Genomic DNA, 25,331 nt, shown 5'->3' with positions numbered 1-25,331 from the left:
CGGCTCACTCGTCTCGTTCGGGCCAGCGATTTTCCGCCATCGCGAGGTTCAGAGCCAGCACGTTGACCACTGCCGGCCCTACCAACGGCGCTTCGAGGTTGGCCTGGATCAGCTGCTCCAGCTGTGCTGATGCCAGTCCACGGGCCGCAGCGACACGTGGCAGCTGGTAACGCGCCGCGGCCAAGGTCAAGTTCGGATCCAGACCGCTACCGGAGGTGGTGACCAGCTCCATTGGCACCGGCTGGTCGGGGGTGGCGTTCCAGCGGCTGGCGTTCCAGCGGCTGGTGTTTGCGCGCACTTGTTCGAGCAGTTGCGGATTACTCGGGGCCAGGTTGCTTGCGCCGCTGGCTACCGTCGCGTAGTCGGCGGCCGATGGCCGTGGCTGGAACCATTGCGGCCCATCGAATGGCTGCGCCAGTAGCGTGCTGCCTCGAATCTGGCCGGATGCGTCACGCACCAGGCTGCCGTTAGCCTGGTCGGCAAAGACCAGCTGCGCTACTGCAGTAACCGTCAAGGGATACAGGATCCCGGTAATCAGACTCATCAGTAGCAGCGCGGCGATCGCCGGACGAATGTGCTTGAGCATGTGTTATCTCCTGAGGTCGCGCCGATCCCGACGCAGCAAAGTCAGACCAGGCCGACCGAGGTGAGAAAAAGATCGATCAGCTTGATGCCCAGGAACGGGGCCACGAGGCCTCCGACGCCGTAGACCAGCAGGTTGCGGCGCAGCAGGCTGGCCGAATCCGCAGCTTTGACGTTCACCCCTCGCAGGGCGAGCGGAATCAGCCCGACGATGATCAGCCCGTTGAAGACGATGGCCGACAGGATCGCGCTGGCCGAGCTGTGGAGGTGCATCACGTTCAGCGCCGAGAGCTGCGGATAAACGCCGATAAACAGCGCCGGAAGGATCGCAAAGTACTTCGCCACGTCGTTGGCGATGGAAAAGGTGGTCAGCGCGCCGCGGGTCACCAGCAACTGTTTACCAACCTGTACCACATCCAGCAGCTTGGTCGGGTCAGAATCCAGGTCCACCAGGTTCGCGGCCTCGCGTGCTGCCTGGGTACCATCGTTCATCGCCATGCCGACATCGGCCTGGGCCAGTGCCGGTGCGTCATTGGCGCCATCGCCGCACATGGCGACCATCTTACCTTCGGCCTGTTCCTGACGAATCCGCTGCAGCTTCTTTTCCGGCGTCGCTTCGGCGATCACGTCGTCGACCCCCGCCTCGGCCGCAATGGCGGCGGCTGTCAGCGGATTGTCGCCGGTGACCATCACGGTGCGTATGCCCAACTGGCGGAGCTCTGCGAACCGCTCGCGGATACCCGGCTTGACCACATCCTTGAGATGAATCGCGCCGAGTAAACGATCATCGGCACACACCAGCAACGGCGTGCCGCCGCTCTGGGCAATGGATTGGATTTCCCTCACCAACACCGGCGGCACCTGCTCGCGGTCGATGCCCAGATGGGCCAGCACCGCATCCACCGCGCCCTTGCGGTAGCGTCGTCCTTCGTAATCGGCGCCGGAGAGCCGGGTTTCAGCAGTGAACGGGATCGGGCTGATCTCCTCGCCTTTGGGTTCTTCCGCCGGCGACAGGGTCCGCAAGTACTCGACGATGGATTTGCCTTCGGCCGTGTCGTCAGCCAGGGATGACAATAGCGCCGCCCAGGACAGTTCGGTGGCGGTAACCCCCGGCGCCTTGACCATGGCGGTACAACGGCGGTTGCCAAAGGTGATAGTCCCGGTCTTGTCCAGCAGCAGGACCTGCACGTCGCCGGCAGCCTCGACGGCACGCCCCGACTTGGCAATGACGTTGAGCCGCACCAGGCGATCCATGCCGGCGATACCGATGGCCGAGAGCAAGCCGCCGATGGTGGTCGGAATCAGCGTGACCAGCAGCGCCACCAGATAGACCAGTGGCAGGTCGCCACCGGCAAACCGGGCGAACGGCTGCAGCGTGGCAACCACCAGCAGGAAGATCAGCGTCAACCCGATCAGCAGCACGTCCAGGGCCACCTCGTTGGGCGTCTTCTGGCGCTTTGCCCCTTCGACCAGAGCAATCATCCGATCCAGCGTGGACTCACCCGGATTGTTGGTTATCCTCACCAGTAACCAGTCCGAAACCATCCGCGTATTGCCGGTCACGGCCGAGCGATCACCGCCGGATTCGCGGATCACCGGCGCCGACTCGCCGGTGATAGCCGCTTCGTTCACCGCGGCGATGCCCTCGATGACTTCACCGTCGCCCGGGATCAGCTCACCGGCCTCGACACGTACCACGTCACCGCGGCGCAAGTGGCTGGCCGGCACGCTCTGGTAGTCTCCCGACTCGGTCCGCAACCGGGCGGCGAGACCATCGGAACCGGCCTTGAGGCTGTCGGCACGGGCCTTGCCCCGGCCTTCGGCCAGTGCTTCGGCAAAATTGGCGAACAGCACGGTGAACCACAGCCAGAGCGCGATCTGTACCGCGACACTGGTGCTCACCGCGCTGTCCGGCACCAGACACAGCGCCGTGGTCAGGATAGCGGTGAGCTCGACCACCAGCATCACCGGCGAACGTGCCAGACTGCGCGGGTTGAGCTTGACGAATGCCTGGCGCAACGCCGGTGTGCACAGCGCGGCGAACGACGTGGAGGTTGGCTGCTGGGCACTGTCGAGTGCCGTTTGATGGGTAGTCATCGTGACGATCCTCAGAGGCCTTGCAGAAGGGAGAAGTGTTCGGCGATCGGTCCCAGCGCCAGCGCGGGCAGGAAGGTCAACCCGCCGACCACCAGGATCACCAAAGTCAGCAGCACCACGAACAGCGGCCCGTGGGTGGGAAAGCTGTTGGCATCCACCGGCGCGCGGTTCTTCGCCGCTAGGCTGCCGGCAATTGCCAGCACCGGCAGGATGTAGCCGAAGCGGCCAAGCAGCATGGCGAACGCGATCATCAGGTCGTGATAGGTCGTGTCGGCGCCGAACCCGGCGAAGGCCGAGCCGTTGTTGCCGGTGCCGGAGGTGTAGGCATAGAGGATCTGACTGAGGCCATGTGGCCCCGGGTTGCCGATCGACGCTGCCGGGCCGGACAGGCTGACCCCCAGGGCGACCAGGACCAGCACGCCGACCGGCATCACCAGCAGTGTCGCCACCAGCAGCCGGACTTCCCGCACTTCGAGCTTCTTGCCCAGATATTCAGGCGTGCGGCCGATCATCAGGCCCGCCAGGAAAACTGTGATCAGGACGAACAGCAGCATGCCGTAGAGTCCCGCGCCGACGCCGCCAAAGATGATCTCGCCGAGCATCATGTTGACCAGCGGCACCATGCCGCCCAGCGGGCTGAAGCTGTCGTGCATGGCATTGACCGAGCCGTTCGAGGCCGCACTGGTGGCGGTAGCCCAGAGCGCCGACGCGGCGATACCCAGGCGGCTCTCCTTGCCCTCCAGCGAGCCACCCTGCTCGATTGCCAGGCCTGCCAGCGCCGGGTTGGGCTGATGCTCGGCCACCAGCGTGATGCCGAGCCCGAGGACGAACACCAGCAGCATGCAGCCGAGGATCGCACGGCTCTGGCGCAGATCACGCACGTAATGCCCGAACATGAACACCAGGGCCGCGGGAATCAGGATGATCGAAACCACCTCGAACAGGTTGCTCCAGGCCGTCGGGTTCTCGAAGGGATGCGCCGAGTTCACGCCGAAGAAGCCGCCGCCATTGGTGCCCATCTGCTTGATCGCGATCTGGCTCGCGGCCGGCCCCAGGGGTATGGTCTGGTCGGCGCCCTGCAGGGTCGTCACGTGGACGTAGCTAGCAAAGCTCTGTGGAACGCCCTGCCAGACCAACAACAGCGCCAGCATTAGGCTCAGCGGAAGCAAGCCGTACAGCACGGCGCGGGTCAGGTCGACCCAGAAATTGCCAACTTCCTTCGAGGAACGGCGCGTGAGCGACCGGCAGAACACCACCAGCACCGCCAGGCCGACCGCCGGGCTGATGAAATTCTGCGCGCCGAGGCCGAGCATCTGGCTGAAGTAGCTCAGCTGAGCCTCGCCGCTATAGGCCTGCCAGTTGGTGTTGGTGACGAAGCTGACCGCCGTGTTCAAGGCCAGCGGCCAGTCCATGCCGGCCACACCTTGCGGATTGAGCGGCAGGTTGCCCTGCCCCATCAGGATCGCGAACAGCGCCATCAGGCTCGCGGCGGTCAACGCCAGCAAGGCCAGGCTGTAGTGTTTCCAGTCCTGTTCTCGCTCGGGATCGATGCCGGCGGCGCGATAGCAGAGCCGCTCGACCGGCTCGAGCACCGGCGTCAGCCAGGTGCGCTCACCCTCCATGGCTCGGAACAGATAGCTCCCCAGCCAGGGCGCAGGTACCAACACAAGAGTAAAAAAGGCCGCGATCAGCCAGTAGTCGTTGGCGTGCATGAGCCCTCCTAGCTGCGGTCGGCGCGAAGCAGCGCCGACGACAGGTAGAGGAACAGCACGATGGCCAAGCTCAGCGAGAGGCCGTCAAGGAAGGACATGGGAAAACTCCGTTTTACGCGTCTATGCGGTACGGAGATTGTCTGAGCGGGGGATGTAAAGATTCGATTGCAGAGGCACGCAAGTGGCGTAAAGAAATCGTATTTTTCGCCGGCTTGGCGGAGGTGGTTCGGTTGAACGAATCAGCATTCGACGCGGCCCTCAACACCGCGTCGAGCCCAGTTCGGTTACTCGGCCTTATATAGCTCGGGCAGCTCGTAACGCAGACCGTAGCGGTTGAACACTTGTTCGACGCTGCCATCCTCGATCAGCCCTTCCAGTTCACCTTCCAGCGCATAGGCCAGCTGACGGTTGGACTCGTGCACCGCCATGCCGAGATCCCAGGCCTGACGGCCCATGTTCGGGTAGGCGTTGTCGGCCGCTTTCAGATGTTGGTCGCCAGCCTGCTTGAGCATCCAGTCGATTTCGCCGCGCATGGCCATGGTCGCGTCCACCTCACCGGCCTGCATCGCCGAGAATGCGGCTTGCGCCGTCGGGTAATGATGGAGCATCTTGGCGATGCTGCCGTTGAAAACCGAGGATAGGTAGAACGAGGGCACGCTCTCGATTTCGACGCCAACCGGGTGGAAACGCAGCACACCGACGCTCGACAGTTCGTCCAGCCGTCGATCGTCGTACGCTGACTGCCAGCGCTCGCGCTGATAGGGACCGAACATCACCACCTGTTCGTTGACCAGCTCGCCCACGTCATTGCGCTTGACGGCGTATTCACGGTCATAGGGCACACGAATCATCACGTCGGCCAGAATGTCCGGCCGCAGGTAGTGGCCTTTCCAGATGAAGTTGCGCAGGTCGTCATCCAAGGTTTCGCCGGGTGTGACCCAGAGCACCTCGACCTTCAGCCCGAGTGCCTTGGCCAGGGTATTAGCGAGATCCACATCGACCCCGCTCGGCTTGCCATTGTCCATGAAGCTGTAGGGCGGGAAGTTCTCGTACATCGCCACCTTGAGCACGCCCGAGGCGATGATGTCGTCGTAGGCGCGCACCTTCGTCACCCCGGCCTGCGCCAGCGCGCACCACAGCGACAGGCACAGGACAGCTAGCAACTGGCGCATGGCGATCACCGCTTGGCAGCTTCGCTTTCAATGTAGGTCCGGATCGCCCAGAGCGCTTCCTGGCTGAGGTAGTCGGCCATGCGCGGCATATAGACGGCGCCGTCACGAACCGCACCGTTGATCACGCGCTCCTTGAACCATTCATCTCCGTCGTAGCTGGCCTCCAGATCACGCAAGTCGGGTGCGATACCCCCGGAAATCGCCTCGAGACCATGACACCGAGCGCAGTTCTGGTTGTAGGCGGATGCACCGATCTCGACGGCCTTGTCGTGATCTTCGCTGGGCGCGCGGTAAGGATTCTCGTCGACCCACTCTTCGCCCAGGGTGGTCAATCCCTTGGTTTCGACTTTCTGTGGTGTTACGTCGCCGTGGGCCAGAGCCATGCCTGTAAAGCCCAGCAGACCAGCAGCGAAGAGAGCGCGCAGTGCGATTTTATTGTTCATGACTACCACCGTTAATTTCGAATACCTGAGCAAGGCAACCCCAGTCGGAGCGCATGGTGGTCATCTTGGAGTTTGAGCCTCAACGGCAGAATGGTGCTTTGGTTGCCTGCGCCTACTCCCTTGGTAGTAGGGCCTCTTGACGCCTTCGCGCAACACCGATGTAGCGGCTCGAAAACACAGGCTGATTGGGAAATTTTCCCTGAATCAGCGGGAGCTTTTCCGTATCAGCCGCCGAGGCCGCCTTCCAATAATCGATTCGCCTGGCCGGTCGCTCACCGCACGCAACCGCATCGTGAGCGCAGCGCCCGGCCTCGTTCGAATCGACCAAGGGAAACCAACCATGACAACAAGAGCAACCCTGGGCAGCAGACGCCCTCTCGCCATTGCCGTGCTGGCTGCCAGCCTCACATCCACGGGTATGTCATATGCCAAGAACGTGACGTGGGAAGACATCGCCAACGACCACCTTTCGACCGGCAACGTACTGCAGTACGGCATGGGCACCAATGCCCAGCGCTGGAGCCCGCTGGCCCAGGTGAACGACGAAAACGTCTTCAAGCTGACACCCGCTTGGTCGTTTTCCTTCGGTGACGAGAAGCAGCGGGGCCAAGAATCCCAGGCCATCGTGCATGACGGTGTCATCTACGTGACCGGCTCCTACTCGCGGGTCTTTGCGCTCGACGCACGCACCGGCAAGCGCCTCTGGAGCTACGCGCATCGGCTGCCGGCCGATATCCGCCCGTGCTGCGACGTGGTCAATCGCGGAGCGGCCATCTTCGGCGACAAGATCTACTTCGGAACACTCGATGCGCAGGTGGTCGCGTTGAACAAGGACACCGGCAAGGTCGTCTGGAAGAAGAAGTTCGGCGATCACGGGGCGGGCTACACCATGACCGGCGCGCCGACGCTGATCAAGGACCAGAAAAGCGGCAAGGTCCTGCTGATTCATGGCAGCTCCGGTGATGAGTTCGGCGTCGTCGGCAAACTGTTCGCGCGCGACCCGGACACCGGCGAGGAAGTCTGGATGCGCCCCTTCGTCGAAGGCCACGTGGGCCGTCTCAACGGCAAAGACAGCACCCCGACCGGGGACATCAAGGCACCCTCCTGGCCCGATGACCCCAACTCGCCCACCGGCAAGAAAGAAGCCTGGAGCCAGGGTGGCGGCGCGCCTTGGCAGAGCGCGAGCTTCGATGCCGAAACCAACACCATCATCGTCGGTGCGGGCAACCCGGCACCCTGGAACGGATGGGCGCGCACTGCCGATGGCGGCGAACCGAAGGACTATGACAGCCTTTATACCTCCGGGCAGGTCGGTGTCGATGCCAGCACCGGTGAAGTGCAGTGGTTCTACCAGCACACGCCGAACGATGCCTGGGACTTCTCCGGCAACAATGAACTCGTCTTGTTCGACTACAAGAACAAGGAGGGAAAAACCATCAAGGCGACCGCTCACGCCGACCGCAATGGCTTTTTCTACGTAGTCAATCGCCAGGACGGTAAGCTGCAGAATGCCTTCCCCTTCGTGGACAACATCACCTGGGCCAGCCACATCGACCTCAAGACTGGCCGGCCGGTGGAGAACGAAGGTCAGCGCCCACCAAAGCCGGAACCCGGCGAGGCGCACGGCAAATCGGTAGAGGTTTCACCGCCCTTCCTTGGTGGCAAGAACTGGAATCCCATGGCCTACAGCCAGGACACCGGCCTGTTCTACGTTCCCGCCAATCACTGGAAAGAGGACTACTGGACCGAGGAAGTCAGCTACAAGAAGGGCAACGCCTATCTCGGCCAGGGTTTCCGGATCAAGCGCATGTACGACGATCACGTCGGCATTCTGCGGGCCATGGACCCCGCCACCGGCAAGGTCGCCTGGGAGCACAAAGAACCACTGCCGCTCTGGGCCGGCGTCCTCGCCACCAAGGGCAACCTGGTGTTCACCGGCACGGGTGACGGCTACCTGAAGGCCTTCAACGCGAAGACCGGGGAGGAGCTCTGGAAATTCCAGACCGGCAGCGGAATCATCGCGCCGCCGATCACTTGGGAGCAGGACGGCGAGCAGTTCATCGGCGTGACAGTCGGCTACGGCGGTGCGGTGCCGTTATGGGGCGGTGACATGGCTGTGCTGACCAAGCCGGTCGCCCAGGGTGGCTCGTTCTGGGTCTTCCGTATGCCTAAGTGGGAAAACCAGACCGCTCGGCGCTGACCCAGCCATCCGCTATAACGATGACGGTGCGTCAGCAGGGTTGGCGCTCTCACGGCGCCCCGCCATCGCCCTGGCCATCGCGATAGATGGCTGCGCGTTTCCCTCGATGATTTCGGAGCCACCATGGACCTGTCCCGCTTTTTACTACTCACCGCGCTGCTCGCCAGCGCACCGCTGCAGGCTGACGACGAGCAGCCGCCGCTCATCAACGGTTGTGTCATCCAGCCAGAGAGCAAATGTCCCCGTGTCGATCTGCGCGGTGCCGATCTGAGCAATCAGGACATGCGCAAGATGGATCTGGCGGGGGCCGATCTCACCGGTGCCAACTTGCGCCATGCCAACCTCGATCTGGCCAACCTGGAAAAAGCCAACCTGACCGGTGCCACCCTCACCCGCGCCAGCCTGCAACAAGCCAACCTGCGCCTGTCGATCCTGACCGATGCCCAGTTGGTCGCCGTTCAGGGCTGGGGGCTGTTCGCCCAGGCCGCGCGCTTCGACGGCGCTAACCTGACCGCGGCGAACCTGGAATTTGCGCGCTTGAGCGGAGCGAAAATGCATGGCGCGAACCTTACCGCAGCCAACCTGGAGATGGCCTGGCTGAGCAAAGCCGATCTCGATCACGCTGATCTGACCGATGCCAACCTGCAGGAGGGCAAGCTTAACGACGCCAATCTCGCGAATGCGACCCTGACCGGAGCACGTCGCCACTACGCCACTTTCCAAGGCACCCATATGGCGGGCTGTCTCGATTGTCCGACCAACTGGGAGAAGTGATTGGATCGCGGTAATGATGACCGCTGCTTGAGCTTTAATGAATGCAACGCACGCCGCTTTCGCTGTGCGGATTAGCAGCTTTTTTAAGTGGAGTTCCCGTCATCATCCGCATCCCCCAAATCACCCAGTTCGACAGCCTGCCCCGCTTCGAGGGCCTTGCCTTGGATCGTATCGTCACCCCGGCAACACCCGAGGCGTTTCGCCAGGCAGTCGAGGAGATCCTCTGCCATTCGAAAATCGGTTTCGATACGGAGTCAAAGCCCACGTTCAAGGTGGGTGAGATTTCCAGCGGGCCGCACCTCATTCAGTTCGCTACACCGCAAAAAGCTTATCTGTTCCAAGTGGGCACGCCAGGTGCGGTCGAAGCCGCCAGGCAGGTCTTGGAAGCGGAGCAGGTGTTGAAGATCGGCTTCGGCCTCGCGTCCGACCGCAGTCGTTTGCGCACCCGGCTTGGGATCGAACTGCGGCACAGCCTGGATCTCGGCTCGACATTGCGCTATCAGGGCAAGAAAGGCCAGGTCGGGCTTCGCGGCGCCGTAGCGGCAGTGCTGGGCGTCGGCATCAGCAAGTCACGAAGCGTATCTACCTCCAACTGGGCGAACAACAATTTGTCCTGCGCGCAGCAGCGCTACGCCGCCAACGATGCTTATGCGGCGCTGATGGTGTTTCTCGCGCTGGAGATGCAATCGAACACATCGTGCTTGGTTCCCGTGACTCGGCCGCTGGAGACCAGTTGAGCAAGCACTCTGCCTGAAGTGGGCGTGCAACCCGCTGCTGCTCCTGACGTCTACTTGTGACAGTCCTAACGGAGGTAGATGTGGAAGGTATGTTTTTCAGCGGTTGGTCGACCCTGTTTCGAACCCTGGTAATCGGGGTATTGGCCTATATCAACCTGATCGTCCTGCTACGTATTTCCGGCAGGCGCACGCTATCGAAGATGAACGCCTTCGACCTGGTGGTCACGGTGGCGCTGGGCTCCACCTTCGCCACCATTCTGCTGAACCGCAACGTATCTCTGGCGCAAGGCACGTTGGCTCTGGCCTTGCTGATCGGTCTCCAGTACCTGGTGACCTGGTCGAGCGTCCGTGCCGGCTGGGTCCGCAAACTGGTGACCGGCGAGCCGGCGTTGCTGTTTTACCAGGGGCAGATGCTGAGTGGTGCGATGCGCGCCGCACGCGTGACGGAGGATGAGATCCGCTCGGCCATCCGTTCCAGCGGTTTCGCCGCAATAGGTGAGGTTGAAGCTGTGGTGTTGGAAACCGACGGCAGCTTCAGCGTGATGATGGCTGGCTCCGGCGACAATCGTTCCAGCCTGTCCGACGTCATGGCGCCCGGCCCGCGCGAGGTCGAGATCGGACCGGCCTAGATCCAAGTGCAAGCACGAGGAGGAAATATGCAGGTTCTGGTAAACATCGACGTCGCCGACCTGGATCGCGCCGTCAGTTTCTATCATGACGCGCTCGGCCTACAGCACGCGCGCACGCTGTTCGAGGGAACGGTGGCCGAGATGCTCGGTACCTGCTGCCGGCTTTACCTGATCGAACATGCCGAAGGCGAGGCCGCTACCGCCAGCCAGCAGGCCATACGCGACTATGGACGGCCCTGGACGCCAGTCCATCTGGATTTTGTCGTGGACGGCATCGCCACGGCATGTGAGCAAGCGGTCGCCGCGGGAGCGCACCAGGAAACGCCCATCCGTGACTTCCCTTGGGGCGAGCTGGTGACGCTGAGCGACCCCTTCGGCAATGGTTTGTGCCTGATCCAGTTTCCCGGCGAGCCGTATGAATGACAGCGTGGCTCACCGACCATATCCCCAGCTACACTCGCCCGCTCCATCATCGCTCAAGGACAACGACCATGACCCAGCGGGGCAGCTGTTTGTGCAAGCGCGTGACATACGAAATCAACGGACCGCTGACCGACGTCCTTAACTGCCATTGCAGCATGTGCCGCAAGTTGCATGCCGCGGCGTTCCGCACCCGCGCGCGCGTGGCCAGCCGTGACTGGAAGACGCTGAGTGGCGCCGAGTCGATCAAGTTCTACGAGTCGTCGCCGGGTGAGCACAAGGCCTTCTGTTCGGAGTGCGGCTCGAGCCTGTTCACTCGTTTCGATGAGTATCCCGAAGTGCTTGGCTTTCCACTGGGAACGCTGGATACCGACCCGGGTGTGAAACCCACCCGGAACGTATACGTCGCGAACAAGGCACCCTGGTTCGATATCACCGACGACCTGCCCTGCCACGACCAGATGTAGCCACTGCGGCGCCTGCACCCATGGCGGCGAACGACAAGAAAGCGAAACGCCACCATTTCGCTACTACTCGCTGCAGCGCATCAGGTATCGTCCTCGCTTGAATTTCGCGAACCCTATGCCGGGTATCGATTTGCCAGAGGACGGCCCGATGTTCGCCTGCTTGAATTCAGGTTGGAGTGTTTCAGCCCCCGTACTGATGACCGTGCTGGTAGGCTTGGGCGTCACGCTGTTGGCGCGCTGGGTCGTGCATCAGCGTAGATTCGCCGGTAGCGCAGCCTTTGCCTGGCTGCACATGGCGATCCTCTGGTGGCTAGGCGCTGCAGCGCTCGAGATGAGCGCCCAGCAGCCGGACTGCAAAATGTTCTGGGCGAGCATGGCCTGGCCCGCGATTCTCGGTGTGCCCACCTTCTGGGCATTGTTTCTCTGGCAGTACGCCAACAACATCCATACCCGCCTCCGACCCATGTCGATTGTCGCCTGGTCGGTGATGCCGGTGGTGTTCTGGTTGATGTCGCTGAGCAACCCCTGGCACGGGCAGTTCTATGGCGTCGACAGTGCACCTATCTCTTCCGACCCCGGTGCGCCGATCGTCTACCGGCACGGCCCGCTGTTCTATCTGGCCGCCGCCTATGGTTATCCGTTCATGCTCTTCTGCATCGCTATCACGCTGCGCGCGGCCGCGCAGAGCAAGGGCTTGCACCGATGGCACTATGTGGTTTTCCTGGTTCTGACGACTACGCCCTGGTTAGCCAATATCGGCTACGTCGCCTTCGGCTGGGCGCTGTTCGGCTTCGACCCGACGCCGTTCAGCTTTGCGATCGCCCTCATCGGCTTCGGCTGGCTGATCAGCGGCTTGCGGCTGTTCGATCTGCTGCCGGTGGCACGCCACCTGCTGCTCGACGCCTTGATCGACCCGGTATTGGTGATCGATCCGCAGCGCCGGGTGATCGAGGTGAATCCTGCCGGACTCAGGCTGGTTAACCTGGAGCGCGATTGGCAAGGTAGCGCGCTGGTCGATTGGCCGCTGATCGGCGCAGAGCTGGACGGCATGCTACACCAGGCAGAGGCTGGCCACGCGCCGCAGCTGCTGAGCATCGCTGCTCGCCAGTACTTCGAGGTACGTGTGCGTGAGATTTCCCGGGTTTCGAGTGAAGGAACAGTCGTGCTCGGGCAGATGCTCTACCTGCGCGATGTCACCGAATTCCAACGCAGCCAGTCGCAACTGGCCGAGGCCCTGGCGCTTAGCGAACAGCAGCTGGAAACCATCTCCGGCCTGCACGAGACGCTACGCAACCAGGCGCTGCGCGACCCGCTAACCGGATTGTTCAACAGGCGCCATCTGCAGGATTTCTTCGCCCAGGAGCTTGCGCGTGCTCAGCGTGACGCTACCCCGATCGCCTTGGCGATGGTCGACCTCGATCACTTCAAGCGTTTGAACGACACCCACGGTCATGCCGCCGGTGACGATACGCTCAAGGGCGTTGCTAGCTTTCTGCTTGGTGCTTTGCGCGCGACCGACGCGGTCTTTCGCGTCGGTGGGGAGGAGTTTCTTCTGGTGCTGCCCCGCAGCCAGCCTGAAGAAGCACTGGAGAAGCTGACCCTGCTCTGCCAGCAATTCGCCGCGCTGTCATTGCAGACACGCGCAGGCACTCTGCAACTGACTATGTCGGTCGGCCTGGCGCATTATCCGTCACAGGCCAGCGACCTGGACAGCCTGATGCAGCTCGCTGACATCCAGCTTTATCGTGCCAAGGAGCGCGGGCGCAATCGCGTTGCGACCGCTTGCCTGGAGGCCCGGCACGGGGCTCAGTGACCGACCACCACTTCACTGATCTGCCTGACCGGTGTCAGATCGGTGTAGTTGGCGATATCGGCGACGATCTCCTCGGCATGCGGGCCGATTCCAGCCTGAAAGGCTTCCAATGATTCGCAGAATATGTGGCACATCGCGATATAGGGCGCCGGTATGGCGGACGCACCTGCAGATAGCGCCTTGTCGATCGTGTAGTACAGGCACGCATCGCCCATGCGGGCCTTGAGCAACGGTAGATGGGTGTCGCGGTAGTAGTCGTGATCGAATCGCGCACCGGGGGTGTTGGGGTACATCACGCTGACTTTAATCATTGCAACAACTCCTCGATTGCGGGCCTTCCCGCGATGACTGAGATTGCGACTATGGCACGAGCGCCCTTCTGACAACCATGCCGGTGTTCTGCGGGTTGTCGCCTAGCCGGCGGCTCGGTCGCCAACCCGCAGAACACCGGTATCGATAGCCAGGTGAACCAGCTCGGCGTGGGAGCTAACCTGCAGCTTGCTTTTGAGCAAGGTCAAGTAGTTGGAAACAGTCTTACCGCTGATGCACAGTCGCTCGGCGATCAACCGGGACGGAGTGCCCTTGGCAAGCATCACGAAGATTTCGAACTCTCGCTGAGTCATCGCTTGCAGGCGTGGGTCCTGAGCGTTTGCGGCGGCTGGATTGCGCGCCAACTGGGTTGCCAGGGGTTGCTCGATATAGGCATAGCCGGCCAAGGTACGCCGTACCGCGTCCACCAGCACCTCAGGCGACGAGTTTTTGGTGATGTAGCCAACAGCACCTGCGTCCAGCGCTTGGCGCACCAATGGCAGCTCATCGTGCATGCTGAAAAACAGCACCCGCAGTTGCGGCAAGCGCTGCAGCAATCGTCGGGTGGTCTCTACGCCACTGATGCCCGGCAACCCGACATCCATAATCACCAGGCTGGGTGGGGAGTCATATGCTTTGAGCAGCGCTTGCTCACCGTCGCAGGCTTCGATCACCTGCGCCTCGGGCAACAGCACACGCAGCAGTGCGGCGTAACCTTGTCGCACCACTGCGTGATCATCGACGAGCAGTATCTTCATCAGACCGAGGACTCCTTGTATGGAACGTCGAGATAGACGATCCAGCCGTTACCTCTGCAATGGGCGGCAATCAGGAATCCACCCAGTGCGCGAGCCCGCTCTTGCATCGAGCGCAGGCCTATGCCCGGCTGCCGCCCTTCGTGGTTGCCGACGCCGTTGTCACGGACCAGCAGCCTTAACCTCTGTCCGCTCAGGCGCAGCCGCACACACACAAAGCTGGCGCTGGCATGCTTGGCTACGTTGGTCAGTGACTCCTGAAGCAGGCGATACAGATGTTCCTTGACCGTCAGCGGCAGGCTAGGAAGGCGCCTGTCCACTCGCAGATGCAGCTCGACACCTTGCGCGCTCTGCCACTGTTCGGTCAGTAGGCATATGGCCTCGGGCAACTCCAGATGATCGAGCATCACTGGGTAGAGTTCACGGGTCAGCCGCCGGAATCCGTTCTGCAGTTGCTCGCAATGTTCATCGAGGCAGCGTGCGGTGCTGCTGACCAGCTGTGGTTGGTCATTGATCGCTTGCAGCAGGCACGCCTGGGCACGGATGCCGGCCAGGTACTGGCCCAGATCATCATGCAGTGCCTGAGCGAGCTGGGTCCGTTCACGTTCCTGCAGTGCCAGCAATGAGCGGGTCAGCTCGTCATTGTCCCGCCGGACGTGTTCCAGCGAGCTGACCATATGGTTGAAATGCCCGGCCAATTGCCGGGCTTCGAGCATCGAGTGAAGCTGCAGACGCGTATCCAGCTGACCGTGCGAGACACGACCGAAGGCGGCCAACAACTGGCGCAACACCTCCGAAGCCGGTCGAACGGCCCAGCGGATCGCCAGAAGGCTCAACCCAAGCGCGATGCCGAACAGCACCAGCAGCTGGCGCAAGGAATCGCGTACTTCCTCGATTTCATCCCGCGGGTCGACACTCAGTCGCAGTGCCCGGCCATCGGGCAAACGCACGATCAGCGGTTCCGGGAGCGCGTTCGGATACAGCGCCGCTTCGAGCCAGCTACGCCGCTCTGCCAGCCGCGGCGCATGGATAACATCGCTGTCCAGCCAGTGCACCTGTACGTGGCGCAAGTGACGGGTCAGATCGGGTTGCAGGTCGGACGGGTCGCGCTCCGCAACCTCCTTGAGATAACGAAGAATCGCGGCCGCAGCATTCAACTCTCGTTCGACATCATGACTGGCCTGACGCAACAGAACGGCCATACAGACAGCCGCCACAAGGCCGAAAAATAGCGAGACCAAGAGGCTGATTCGCCAAAGCGCCGACATCTGCATCGTCTCGGGCCGGAGGTTCATAAGGCCTACGCCTTACTTGACCACGAACGCACCTTCCATGCCTTTGTTCTGCAACCCCTCGCAATAGAACGGAAAGCTACCGGGCTTGACTGGCACGAAGAAAAGCTCGGCTTCTCCGGCTTCTTCAAACTCCAGTTCGACCAGGGTGATTGCCTTGATCTCGACGCCGCCGGCCTCGACCTTGCGTAGGAAAATCGAACGAGCGAATTCCGGTGCCTGGAACGCACAGGCCTTCTGGCCATCGGCGATTACCTTGAGCTGGTAGGCGACTCCGGTTTCCAGCTGATACGTCTTTTGCGAGACGGCGTAATCGCTTTCGTCGGAACCGAAACTCAGATCAGGCAACGCCTGTGGGCGCAGGGTCAGGTCGCCGGCGGCATGAACCTGATCGAAACCGATAAGACTGCCGATTAACAACATATTGAGGATCAGTGCTCTGCAAGGCGTCATGGAAGGCTTCTCTTTTTATTGTCGACGAGCGTCATGCTAGAACGCATCGCCAGCGGCCAGGCTACTACCTTGGTACACAACGACTGGTACTTTCTGCATATTCCCCCGCCTGTCCCAGGTTCCTATGCTGGCCGCAACGCCATAGGAGTCGCCCATGCCCCATCCTTTGCTACGCGCCGGTTGCCTGTTGGCACTGAGTTGCTGCGCCGCGCTGGCGAGTTCCGCTGCGATCGCTGCCGACGCGCTCGATGTGCGGATCGCCTATCTGGGTTACCGCCCGGACCCGGGTCCGCTGCTTTCGAATGTCATTCCTGAACCGGCGGATGCCGGGCAGCGCGGCGCGGAACTGGCGATCATCGACAGCAACACCACCGGGCGCTTTCTCGGCCATCGCTATCAACTGACCGCGCGCAACAGTGATTCGCCTGAGCACTTGCTCGACGAGGCGCGCAAGTTGCGTGATGACGGGCTAAGGCTGTTCGTCGTCAACGCACCGGATGCAAGCCTGCAGCAGCTCGCCGAAGCCTTGCCGGACAGCCTGCTGATCAACGCCGGCAGCGCCAGTGACGATCTGCGCACAACGATCTGTCTGGCCAACGTGCTACACACCCTGCCTAGCCGTAGCATGCTCGCCGACGCGCTCGGTCAGTTTCTTGCCGTACGCCGCTGGAACCGCTGGCTGCTGATCGTCGGCCCGACCGCCGAGGACCAGGCGTTTGCCACCGCCATGCGCCGCGCGGCCAAGCGTTTCGGCCACAAGATCATTCTCGAGAAGCCCTGGACCTTCGACAACGACCAGCGCCGCAGCGCCCAGGCTGAAATGCCGCTGTTCACGCAGGCCGACGACTACGACGTGGTGGTGGTGGCCGACGAGCGAGGCGACTTTGGAGAATACGTACCCTACCAGACCTGGTTGCCGCGGCCGGTGGTCGGCACGCAGGGGCTGATTGCAACCGGCTGGCACAAGACGGTGGAGACGTACGGCGCCGCTCAGTTGCAGAAGCGCTTCGAGGCACTCGCCAGCCGCTGGATGAACGACCGCGACTTTGCTGCCTGGATCGGTGTGCGCAGCCTCGCCACCGCGATCACCCGGCTGGGTAACACTGACCCAGCCGCCATTCACCAACTCTCCCTTGGCGAAACGGTGCCGGTGGATGGGTTCAAAGGTCGCAAGCTGACCTTCCGGCCCTGGAGCGGTCAACTGCGCCAGCCAATTGCGCTTATCCATCCGCGCGGTTTGGTCTCCAACTCACCTCAGGAAGGCTTCCTGCACCCCACCAGCGAGCTCGACACGCTGGGCTTCGATCGGCCCGAAAGCCAGTGCCGATTGAGCGACAAGGAGCGGTGACCAGTGCTAGCCAACCTAACCCGCGTGGCGCTGGCCCTGATAGCCCCTGCCGCCTTTGGCCAGACCAGCGACCTGAGCTACGAGTCTTACGTCGATAGCGACAAGCGAATCAAGTGCCTCTACGGCTACGCGGCGCAGAAAACCGGCGATCACGCCTCGGCGCTGAAGATCTTCGAGGACTGCATACATCGCTGGAACGACGTCTACTCATTGATCTGGTTGGCGCAGATGTACGAGTCCGGCGTCGGTGTGCCATTGAACCTGGAAAAAGCCGCCGCCCTCATCAAACGCGGCGCAGAGCAACCGGACTCCGCGGCCTACGTCAGTTTGGCGCGCTACCACTGGGGCGTTGCGCTCACTGAAGGCCGCGGCGTCGCAATTGACAAGGCAGCCGCACGGCGCTGGCTACTGCGCGCCTCGAACGACGGACAGACCGAAGCCGACGAATACCTGTTGCGACTGGATAACCCCGCTGCCCCTAGACGCTAACGCGCCCTACAACAAGAACGAGATCCTACAAATGAATCGAACGCTCCTAGCCACTGCCATTGCCTGCGGGCTCGCCTGGACCAACGCTTCCGCGCTGGCGGCCACCGCCTATGTTTCCAACGAGAAGGACGACACCATCAGCGTGATCGACCTGGACACGCTCGAAAGAGTGGAGACGCTGGAGGTGGGCCAGCGCCCACGAGGCCTCACGCTGTCGCACGACAACAAGCTGCTCTACATCTGCGCCAGCGACTCGGACACGGTTCAGGTCATGGATCTGGCGACGCGCGGGATCATCAAACAGCTGCCCTCCGGCGCGGACCCGGAACAGTTCGCGCTGCACCCCAACAACAAATGGTTGTACATCTCCAATGAGGACGATGCGCTGGTGACCGTGGTGGACGTGGACAACGAACAAGTGCTGGCCCAGATCGACGTGGGGGTGGAGCCCGAGGGCATGGCGGTGTCGCCGGATGGCAAGTGGGCGATCAACACCAGCGAAACCACCAACATGCTGCATTGGATCGACACCACCAACAACACCTTGATAGACAACACTCTGGTCGACCAGCGCCCGCGCCATGTTGAATTCAGCCGTGACAGCAAGACGCTCTGGGCATCGTCGGAGATAGGCGGAACGGTCTCCATCGTGGACGTCGATCAGCGAAAGATCATCAAGACGATCGACTTCGAGATCAAGGGCGTGCATCGCGACAAGGTCCAGCCCGTCGGCATCCGACTCACCGCCGACGGCAAGTACGCCTTCGTCGCCCTCGGTCCGGCCAATCACATTGCGGTGGTTGACGCGAAAACGTTCGAAGTACTCGACTACCTGCTGGTCGGTCGGCGTGTCTGGCACATGGCGTTCACTCCCGACGAGAGTCGACTGCTGGCCACCAATGGTGTCAGCGGCGACGTTTCGGTCATCGATGTGAACGCGCTCAAAGTGGTCAAGTCGATCAAGGTTGGCCGTTACCCCTGGGGCGTGGTGGTCGCGCCATGACCGCGCTTCAGGTGGAGAATGTCGGCTTCGCCTACGGTGCTCGGGAAGCCTTGAAGCATATCGACTTCAGTGCTGCAGCGGGCCGCTTCACCGCACTGCTCGGCCCCAATGGCGCCGGCAAGTCCACGCTTATCGCATTGCTCACGCGACTTTACGACCTGCAGCAGGGCGAAATCCGCGTGGCCGGCTACAGTCTACGTAACCAGCCCCGCGAAGCGTTGCGACGCCTGGGCGTGGTGTTTCAGCAGACCACTCTGGACCTTGATCTCAGCGTCGAACAGAACCTGCGTTATCACGCCGCGTTGCACGGCCTGCCGCGCAGTTTGGCGAACGACCGCATCGAGTTGGAGCTGAACCGTCAGCAGCTCGGCGAACGGCGCAAGAGCAAGGTACGCGAGCTCAATGGCGGTCACCGCCGGCGCGTCGAAATCGCCCGGGCGCTGCTGCACAAACCCAGTCTGCTGCTACTCGACGAAGCCAGCGCCGGGCTCGATCCCATCAGCCGCAGGGCTCTCAACGACCACGTACGTACCCTTTGCCACGAGGATGGCATGAGCGTGCTCTGGACAACCCATCTGCTCGACGAGGTACAGGCCGACGATGCGCTGATCGTCCTCAACCGCGGCCAGCTCGTGGCGCAAGGCCCCGCCGATTCGCTGTCTGCCATGGATGGCAGCCTGGAGCAGGCCTTCGACCGCCTCACTCGTAGCCCGGAGGTGGTCTGATGCGTGTAATAAAAACCCTGCGTCCTGCCACGCACGGCAAGCTGGAGGCAGGGTCGTGATCGCCTATTGGGAATGCCTGCGTGCCATCGTCTGGCGCGAGTGGCTGCGCTTCGTACAGCAGCGCTCGCGATTCTTCAGTGCCCTGGTGCGCCCCCTGCTGTGGCTGGTGGTGTTCGCAGCCGGATTCCGTGCGGCGCTGGGCATCGCCATCATCGAGCCGTACGAAACCTACATCACCTACGAGACCTACATCGTGCCTGGCCTGGCCTGCATGATCCTGCTGTTCAACGGCATGCAGGGCTCGCTGTCGATGGTCTACGACCGCGAGATGGGCAGCATGCGAGTGCTGCTCACCAGCCCCCTGCCACGCGGTTTCCTGCTGGCGAGCAAGCTGGTGGCGACGGCATTGATATCACTGCTGCAGGTGTACGCCTTTCTCGGCATTGCCTGGCTCTACGGGGTGCAGCCGCCGGCTGTCGGTCTGCTGACGGCGCTGCCGGCGCTGCTGTTAGTGGCGCTGTTGCTCAGTGCGCTGGGGCTGTTGCTATCCAATGGCATTCGCCAACTGGAAAACTTCGCCGGCGTGATGAATTTCGTCATCTTCCCGATGTTTTTCCTATCCTCGGCGCTTTATCCGTTGTGGAAAATGCGTGAGGCCAATGAATGGCTGTACTGGATCTGTTCGTCCAACCCGTTCACCTATGCCGTGGAACTGGTGCGCTATGCGCTGTACGAGCGACTCAACGCGGTGGCGCTGGCGGTCTGCCTGGGCCTGACGCTGCTGTTCAGCCTGCTCGCCGTGCTCAGCTTCAATCCCCAACACGCGGCGTTACGCCGCGCAGCCTGAGGAAGCTTTACTACTTTGGTACCGATTTGCCTGTCGATTGTAGGATTTCAAAACAACGCTTATTGCTCTGTAATGTGGTCGACAGACGGACTGGGAAATAGAAGAAAATGCCGAGCCTGCCGGGTTTGAGGCTGATCGCCGTTCACAGGGGGCGGCCGAGGATGTCTTCCGTTGTACAAGCGTCGTCATTCGTCGATGCAGCTTCCGCCACGGTCCCGACACCTGCCCCAGCTCGCGCGCTTTGTTGGCGTCCTTCCGCCGGTCTGGGAATATGCGCAACCCAATCGCCCCTCCCTGATCGAAACCGCCTCGGTGCGCCGCCTGGCGCTGAGCGAGCTAGGCTGCAAAGAACGAAAATCCACCCCAGCATAATCACAACAATAAGGTGACCGGCCATGTACAAGATACTGATAGCTGATGACCACCCGCTGTTTCGCGAGGCCATTCAGAACGTCATCCGGGACGGTTTTCCAGGCAGCGAGATTCTGGAAACCGCCGATCTTGATAGCGCGCTGGCGCTGACCTTGGAGAACGACGATCTGGATCTGGTCCTGCTGGACCTCAACATGCCCGGCATGCATGGCCTCAACGGCTTGATCAACCTGCGCAACGAAGCGCCGACCATTCCGGTGGTCATCGTTTCCGCCGAGCAGGACAAACAGGTCGTGCTGCAGGCCATCACCTATGGCGCCTGCGGCTTCATCACCAAATCCTCCCCGCGCGCGCAGATGACCGAAGCCATCGAGCAGATCCTCAACGGTAACGTCTATCTGCCGTCGGACATCATCCGTAGTCAGAAGGCCACCACCCGTCGCGCGCAACACAATGAACAGAGCATCCCACCCGAGCTTCTGCAGGCGCTGACACGCAAGCAACTGCTGGTGCTGGAGCGCATGACCAAGGGCGAGTCGAACAAACAGATCGCCTACAACCTCGACATCGCCGAAACGACCGTCAAGGCCCACGTTTCGGCGATTCTGCGCAAGCTAAACGTGCACAACCGCGTACAGGCCATTCTGTCGGCGGGTGATATCGATTTCACCGCCTATCTGCGTCGCTGACCGGCAACAGCACGTCAGTATTCCTTCCGGTCAGCGGAGCCATTGCGAATGGCCGTGTTCCAGCATGTGGCACATGGCGGTCTTGAGCTTCATCGGCCGCACTGGCTTATGCATCAGCATGTGGCCCAGCTCACGCACTTGCTGCTTGAGTTCATTGCTGTAATTGGCGGTGATCATCAGCACCGGTAGCGGGCTGGCGCGGCGCGCGTTGACCGTGGCGACCACCTCGACGCCGTTGCAGCCGTTATCGAGATGATAATCGGCGATGATCAGATCGGCGTCGGCATGGAAGTTATCGACCTGCCCGGCCAGATCTTCTTCCGAAAGCGCGGTGATCACCATACAGCCCCAGCCTTCGAGCAAAGTACGCATGCCCGCACAGATCGCGGTGTCATTGTCGACTACCCAAACCCTGGCCCCTTTGAGGCGTTCCAGCAGCAGGTCCGAGGAGCTCGGCTCCTGCCTGGCCTTGGGCGCACGCTTCGACAGCGGTACTTCGATGGCGAATACCGAACCGCGCCCCGGCTGCGAGCGAACCAGGATCCGGTGACCGAGCATGCGCGCGATCTTGTCGACGATTGCGAGCCCCAGGCCAAGCCCGCGGTCCTGGTTGGGACGCACCCCCTCGCCTCGTTTGAATTCGTGGAAGACTTCTTCCAGGCGATCCTCGGCGATACCAACCCCAGTATCCCAAACCTCGATGGACAGGCTTTGCCGCCGACGCCGGCAACCGAGCAGCACGCGACCTTGAGGGGTATAGCGAATCGCATTGGTCAGCAGGTTGCGCAGAATCCGTGCCAGTAGCTGGATATCGCTGCGTACCAGCGCCGAGCATGGGATGAAATCCAGCTGCAGGTGCTCGGCGCCAGCGATCTGGCGGAACTCCACAGCCAGGTTTTCCAACAGCTCGCTGACGGCGAAGGGAGCGATATCCGGCTTGATCACACCCGCGTCGAGCTTGGATATATCCACCAAAGTACCGAGCAGGTTCTCCACATCCTCCAGGGAATTACTGATGTTGCGAATCAGGCCGCCGTTCGGCGCAACGGGTTGCTCGAGCAAAGCGCTGGTGAATAGCCGTGCGGCATTGAGTGGTTGCAACAGGTCGTGGCTGACCGCGGCGAGGAACTTGGTCTTGGATAGATTCGCCAGCTCCGCTTCACGCTTGGCTTCGCGCAGGCGGGCTTCGGCATGGGCGCGCTCATCGATTTCACACAGCAACTGCTCATTCAGGCTGGTCAGCTCCGCGGTACGCTCGCGCACGCGTTGCTCAAGGTTCTGATAGGCCTGATGCAAGGCTTCAGCGGTGCGGCGGCGGTCGGTGATGTCCTGGATCAGCACGAAGATGCCCGCCACCTCGCCATTGGCCTGCCGATTCGGCACATAGGAGCGCAGCATGTACCGCTGCTGGCCCGAATGGTTGGGCTCGGCCATTTCGAAACTGACGTTCTCACCGGACATGGCGCGTTCGATATAAGGTTCGAGCTGCTGCCAATGTTCCCCGCTGTGGATCTCACGCAGCGACTGACCGAGCATGCCGTCGCTTGGCCAGCGATACCACTCTTCGTAGACCTTGTTGGTGAACTCGTAGGTCAGATCCGCCGAGACGTAGGCGATCAGCGCGGGAACATGATCGGTGATCAGGCGGATCCAGCGTTCGCTCTCGCGCAGCGCCTCGGCATGCCGGTAGCGCTCGGTAATGTCGGTGAACGTATTGACGAAGCCGCCAGTGGGTAACGGATGGGTGCGGACTTCCAGGGTACGGCCATCGAACAGGTGTTGCTCTAGCTCGCTCAGAGGATTGCCCCGGGCATCGCGGCTGTTGGGTGTCAGCAGTTTCAGTTCACTGTCGGCCATGACCTCTTCGAACGGCCGGTGCGCCTCGATCGGTGCCAGGCCGCAAAGCTCCAGAAAACGACCGTTCCACAGCTCCAGGCTGCCATCTGCGCTGACCATGGCGACGCCTTGGGACAGGTTGTCCACGGCGCGCTGGAGCAACCGCGACTTTTGCGCCAGGGCCTGCTCGCGGCGCATGGTTTCGCTGACCTTGACCTCGGTAATGTCGGTGTAGAGCATTACCAGGCCGCCCTCACGGGTCGGCCGTTCGCTGAGTTGCACCCAGCGCCCGCTCTGCAGACGGTAGACGGTTGGCTCGTTGGCCTTGCCGCGATGCTCTTCGGCGATCATCCCGCTGCTTTCAGCCAGTCGTTTGAGTTCCGAAAGCCGCGTGCCGCTGTTGATGCGCGCCCGAGTACGGCTCCACAACGACTTGAAGCGCTTGTTGAACAGGACGATGCGCTGATCCTTGTCGAACAGCACGAAGGCATCGGAAATGCTCTCGATGGCGTCCACCAGATGCTGATGTGCGGTTTCGGCGCGCATTCTTGCGTCGCTGAGCAGGCGGTTGCTGGCTTTGAGCTCCGCCATCGCCTGGTTGAGCGCATCGGTTCGCTCGCGCACCTGTTCGGCCAGTTCGACCGAGTGCTGGAAGGCCGCGTAGGATGCATCGCGCCCGGAGCCGCTGGACTCGATGCGTTCGATCAGCGCGGCGTTGATGCGCCGCAGCTTGTGGTTCTCGCGTTCGAGTTCGGCCTGTCTGAGGCGTAGCTCAGCGAGCGCTCCTTTCTCCAGCCCGTCCTCCAGGCCGACCGATGGCGACGCCGGTGAAGGTCTGGTTGATGTGCATGCCATTGAACTGCTCTCCGTAGGTGTTGAAGCCGATCACCTGTTGGCGTCGGAGAAACGCGGACATCTGCTGCGTCGAACCGTCGCCTTCGATTTCCAACCGCCGCAAAAAGCAATCGCAGCCGATGGTCAGCAGTGGCGAGCCGAGGCGCTGTTCGAGCCGTTCGAACAACGCCTCGAGATTCGGCATCATCGGCCCGGGTTGCATGGCGGTCAGGACGATGCCGTTCTCCACCGCGCAGTAGAACGTCAGGCTGAGGTCTGCGTTGACCTTCTGTATCGAGCGCACGTAGTAATGCTCGTTGATGCGCACCGCCAGCGGGTGGGCGGCGAACAGCCGGTGGTCGAGGTCATTGACGTTCACGCCGATAAGCCGGGCGTATTCCTCGGCGGCGGGCTCGGCGTTCAATTCATAGACGCGCCGGGCATGACTGTCGGCGTGCGTCACCACGAGCTTCTCGCTGCGCGCCAGCATGTGATGAGTGGTGAAGACCTCAAAGTCCAACCAGGTATTGACCAACACGACGATGGCTGCACCGCTGTGGAACTTGCCGTCGTAGTAGACATGGGTGTCAGCTAGATGATTATCGTCGCCCGCCGAACCGCCGAAGTGAGGAATGCTGCCGAAGGCGGCACTCAGGGCCGATAGCACGATTTCCTCGCGGCTGGACAAACCATCGAGCAGCGTCAGGGCGAAGCTGTGGTCCTTGATCGGCGCCAGCGAGTTGCTCCGACAGTCGCTGCCGAGTCGCTCGACCAACTGCTGAGCGTCGATCAGCCCGAAGCGATCCATTTCGACGATCAGCTCGCTGGCAATGGAAAAACTGCGGTGATCGAAACCAATCGCCGTGACGCAACTGCGCCCGTAACCCTGCGAGGTGATCTCACCGGCCGAGGTGCATCCCACCACCCTTACGCCGCCGAAGTACTGCTTCAATGCATCACCCAGCGCCGGCAGGTCATATTCGGCCGAGCAGAAGAACAGGACAAAACCCAGGTGCGGATGAATCAGCTGACGCGCCAGATCCTGCGCCACCGTCTCGGCGTCATGGGCTTCGGACATCGCTGTGCGTATCGCCTCGCCGTCTTGTTCGATCACGCACCGCACCCCATACACCGATATTGGATGACCTCATTCTTGGTCAGGGCATTCGGCACGAAAATGCTACTTCAGTACCGGTGGTGCCCTGCCAAGGTCGCGATGCGACAAACGCACTCGGTAGTCATCGGCGTCGGAACCCCAGGCCGTCCCGGGACGCTTGAACGCTTCGCCCCGAAGATAGGCCTGCGTCAGCCTGGGCCTCTCGCAGCGAGTGCT

25 protein-coding genes are annotated in these 25,331 nt (G+C 61.9%); 13 read left to right on the top strand and 12 right to left on the bottom strand.

Annotated elements, in window-relative coordinates:
- Positions 1-4 precede the first annotated feature (4 nt).
- From kdpC to pedF, 6 genes are all read right to left on the bottom strand, one after another.
- A complete protein-coding gene (kdpC, locus tag ACL0K2_RS01380) occupies positions 5-586 on the bottom strand; it encodes a potassium-transporting ATPase subunit KdpC (RefSeq protein ID WP_413043596.1) in 582 nt (193 codons plus the stop codon).
- Positions 587-627: 41 nt separating this feature from the next.
- Complete coding sequence (kdpB, locus tag ACL0K2_RS01375; protein WP_413043595.1) at positions 628-2,679, bottom strand: potassium-transporting ATPase subunit KdpB; 2,052 nt, start codon at positions 2,677-2,679, stop codon at positions 628-630.
- Between the two features lie 11 nt (positions 2,680-2,690).
- The gene (kdpA, locus tag ACL0K2_RS01370) at positions 2,691-4,391 is read right to left on the bottom strand and encodes a potassium-transporting ATPase subunit KdpA (protein WP_239609407.1); all 1,701 of its coding nucleotides are present in this window, start codon (positions 4,389-4,391) and stop codon (positions 2,691-2,693) included.
- Positions 4,392-4,399: 8 nt separating this feature from the next.
- Positions 4,400-4,489: a potassium-transporting ATPase subunit F gene (locus ACL0K2_RS01365; RefSeq protein ID WP_239609405.1), complete on the bottom strand. Its 90-nt coding sequence runs from the start codon at positions 4,487-4,489 to the stop codon at positions 4,400-4,402.
- Positions 4,490-4,675: 186 nt separating this feature from the next.
- Positions 4,676-5,563 (bottom strand): substrate-binding periplasmic protein, encoded by an 888-nt coding sequence (locus ACL0K2_RS01360; RefSeq protein WP_155397620.1) that lies wholly within the window; start codon positions 5,561-5,563, stop codon positions 4,676-4,678.
- Between the two features lie 5 nt (positions 5,564-5,568).
- Positions 5,569-6,006 carry a cytochrome c-550 PedF gene (gene pedF / locus ACL0K2_RS01355; RefSeq protein WP_045162000.1) on the bottom strand — a complete coding sequence of 146 codons (438 nt, stop codon included), beginning with the start codon at positions 6,004-6,006 and terminating at the stop codon, positions 5,569-5,571.
- Between the two features lie 340 nt (positions 6,007-6,346).
- Here pedF and exaA point away from each other — a divergent pair, with 340 nt between their 5' ends.
- The 7 genes from exaA (at position 6,347) to ACL0K2_RS01320 (ending at position 13,046) form a co-directional block, all read left to right on the top strand.
- A complete protein-coding gene (exaA, locus tag ACL0K2_RS01350) occupies positions 6,347-8,206 on the top strand; it encodes a quinoprotein ethanol dehydrogenase (protein WP_413043594.1) in 1,860 nt (619 codons plus the stop codon).
- Between the two features lie 123 nt (positions 8,207-8,329).
- Positions 8,330-8,980, top strand: coding sequence for a pentapeptide repeat-containing protein (locus ACL0K2_RS01345; RefSeq protein WP_045161998.1), 651 nt, complete (start codon positions 8,330-8,332; stop codon positions 8,978-8,980).
- A gap of 41 nt (positions 8,981-9,021) precedes the next feature.
- Positions 9,022-9,717, top strand: coding sequence for a 3'-5' exonuclease (locus ACL0K2_RS01340; RefSeq protein WP_239609403.1), 696 nt, complete (start codon positions 9,022-9,024; stop codon positions 9,715-9,717).
- An 80-nt stretch (positions 9,718-9,797) separates the two neighbouring features.
- A complete protein-coding gene (locus tag ACL0K2_RS01335; RefSeq protein ID WP_045161995.1) occupies positions 9,798-10,346 on the top strand; it encodes a DUF421 domain-containing protein in 549 nt (182 codons plus the stop codon).
- Positions 10,347-10,373: 27 nt separating this feature from the next.
- Positions 10,374-10,769, top strand: coding sequence for a VOC family protein (locus tag ACL0K2_RS01330; RefSeq protein WP_413043593.1), 396 nt, complete (start codon positions 10,374-10,376; stop codon positions 10,767-10,769).
- A 68-nt stretch (positions 10,770-10,837) separates the two neighbouring features.
- A complete protein-coding gene (locus tag ACL0K2_RS01325; RefSeq protein ID WP_045161993.1) occupies positions 10,838-11,233 on the top strand; it encodes a GFA family protein in 396 nt (131 codons plus the stop codon).
- Between the two features lie 148 nt (positions 11,234-11,381).
- The gene (locus ACL0K2_RS01320) at positions 11,382-13,046 is read left to right on the top strand and encodes a histidine kinase N-terminal 7TM domain-containing protein (RefSeq protein ID WP_239609401.1); all 1,665 of its coding nucleotides are present in this window, start codon (positions 11,382-11,384) and stop codon (positions 13,044-13,046) included.
- On the opposite strand, the gene ACL0K2_RS01315 is transcribed toward ACL0K2_RS01320, so the two are convergent.
- From ACL0K2_RS01315 to ACL0K2_RS01300, 4 genes are all read right to left on the bottom strand, one after another.
- On the bottom strand, positions 13,040-13,357 hold the full coding sequence (locus ACL0K2_RS01315) for an EthD family reductase (RefSeq protein WP_045161992.1): 318 nt from the start codon (positions 13,355-13,357) through the stop codon (positions 13,040-13,042). The genes ACL0K2_RS01320 and ACL0K2_RS01315 overlap by 7 nt on opposite strands.
- A 102-nt stretch (positions 13,358-13,459) precedes the next feature.
- Positions 13,460-14,113, bottom strand: coding sequence for a response regulator transcription factor (locus ACL0K2_RS01310; RefSeq protein WP_045161991.1), 654 nt, complete (start codon positions 14,111-14,113; stop codon positions 13,460-13,462).
- Entirely contained in the window at positions 14,113-15,378 is a 1,266-nt protein-coding gene (locus ACL0K2_RS01305; protein WP_413044418.1) for a histidine kinase, read from the bottom strand. The genes ACL0K2_RS01310 and ACL0K2_RS01305 overlap by 1 nt, the downstream gene beginning before the upstream one ends.
- Before the next feature lie 39 nt (positions 15,379-15,417).
- The gene (locus tag ACL0K2_RS01300) at positions 15,418-15,855 is read right to left on the bottom strand and encodes a copper-binding protein (protein WP_045161988.1); all 438 of its coding nucleotides are present in this window, start codon (positions 15,853-15,855) and stop codon (positions 15,418-15,420) included.
- A 154-nt stretch (positions 15,856-16,009) separates the two neighbouring features.
- Between ACL0K2_RS01300 and ACL0K2_RS01295 the strand changes: the two genes are divergently transcribed.
- The 6 genes from ACL0K2_RS01295 to ACL0K2_RS01270 all read left to right on the top strand — a co-directional run bounded on the left by ACL0K2_RS01295 (position 16,010) and on the right by ACL0K2_RS01270 (position 21,328).
- The gene (locus tag ACL0K2_RS01295) at positions 16,010-17,203 is read left to right on the top strand and encodes an ABC transporter substrate-binding protein (protein WP_045161987.1); all 1,194 of its coding nucleotides are present in this window, start codon (positions 16,010-16,012) and stop codon (positions 17,201-17,203) included.
- Between the two features lie 3 nt (positions 17,204-17,206).
- Entirely contained in the window at positions 17,207-17,692 is a 486-nt protein-coding gene (locus ACL0K2_RS01290; RefSeq protein ID WP_413043592.1) for a tetratricopeptide repeat protein, read from the top strand.
- A gap of 31 nt (positions 17,693-17,723) precedes the next feature.
- Positions 17,724-18,695: a YVTN family beta-propeller repeat protein gene (locus ACL0K2_RS01285; protein WP_413043591.1), complete on the top strand. Its 972-nt coding sequence runs from the start codon at positions 17,724-17,726 to the stop codon at positions 18,693-18,695.
- Positions 18,692-19,420 (top strand): ABC transporter ATP-binding protein, encoded by a 729-nt coding sequence (locus tag ACL0K2_RS01280; RefSeq protein WP_045161985.1) that lies wholly within the window; start codon positions 18,692-18,694, stop codon positions 19,418-19,420. The genes ACL0K2_RS01285 and ACL0K2_RS01280 overlap by 4 nt, the downstream gene beginning before the upstream one ends.
- Before the next feature lie 55 nt (positions 19,421-19,475).
- Positions 19,476-20,267 (top strand): ABC transporter permease, encoded by a 792-nt coding sequence (locus tag ACL0K2_RS01275; RefSeq protein WP_045161984.1) that lies wholly within the window; start codon positions 19,476-19,478, stop codon positions 20,265-20,267.
- Positions 20,268-20,662: 395 nt separating this feature from the next.
- Positions 20,663-21,328: a response regulator transcription factor gene (locus ACL0K2_RS01270; RefSeq protein WP_045161983.1), complete on the top strand. Its 666-nt coding sequence runs from the start codon at positions 20,663-20,665 to the stop codon at positions 21,326-21,328.
- Positions 21,329-21,358: 30 nt separating this feature from the next.
- Here ACL0K2_RS01270 and nahK read toward each other — a convergent pair whose 3' ends face one another.
- Both nahK and nosP read right to left on the bottom strand, forming a co-directional pair.
- Positions 21,359-24,019 (bottom strand): hybrid sensor histidine kinase/response regulator NahK/ErcS', encoded by a 2,661-nt coding sequence (gene nahK / locus ACL0K2_RS01265; protein ID WP_413043590.1) that lies wholly within the window; start codon positions 24,017-24,019, stop codon positions 21,359-21,361.
- On the bottom strand, positions 23,937-25,076 hold the full coding sequence (nosP, locus tag ACL0K2_RS01260) for a nitric oxide-sensing protein NosP (RefSeq protein ID WP_239609481.1): 1,140 nt from the start codon (positions 25,074-25,076) through the stop codon (positions 23,937-23,939). The genes nahK and nosP overlap by 83 nt, the downstream gene beginning before the upstream one ends.
- Between the last annotated feature and the right edge of the window lie 255 nt (positions 25,077-25,331).

This window comes from Pseudomonas sp. YJ42 (genome assembly GCF_047225135.1).
In the GTDB taxonomy this organism is placed as follows: Bacteria; Pseudomonadota; Gammaproteobacteria; order Pseudomonadales; family Pseudomonadaceae; genus Stutzerimonas; species Stutzerimonas stutzeri_E.
Note: the sequence above shows the minus strand (reverse complement) of the source record. Positions and strands in the feature narration are given on the sequence as shown.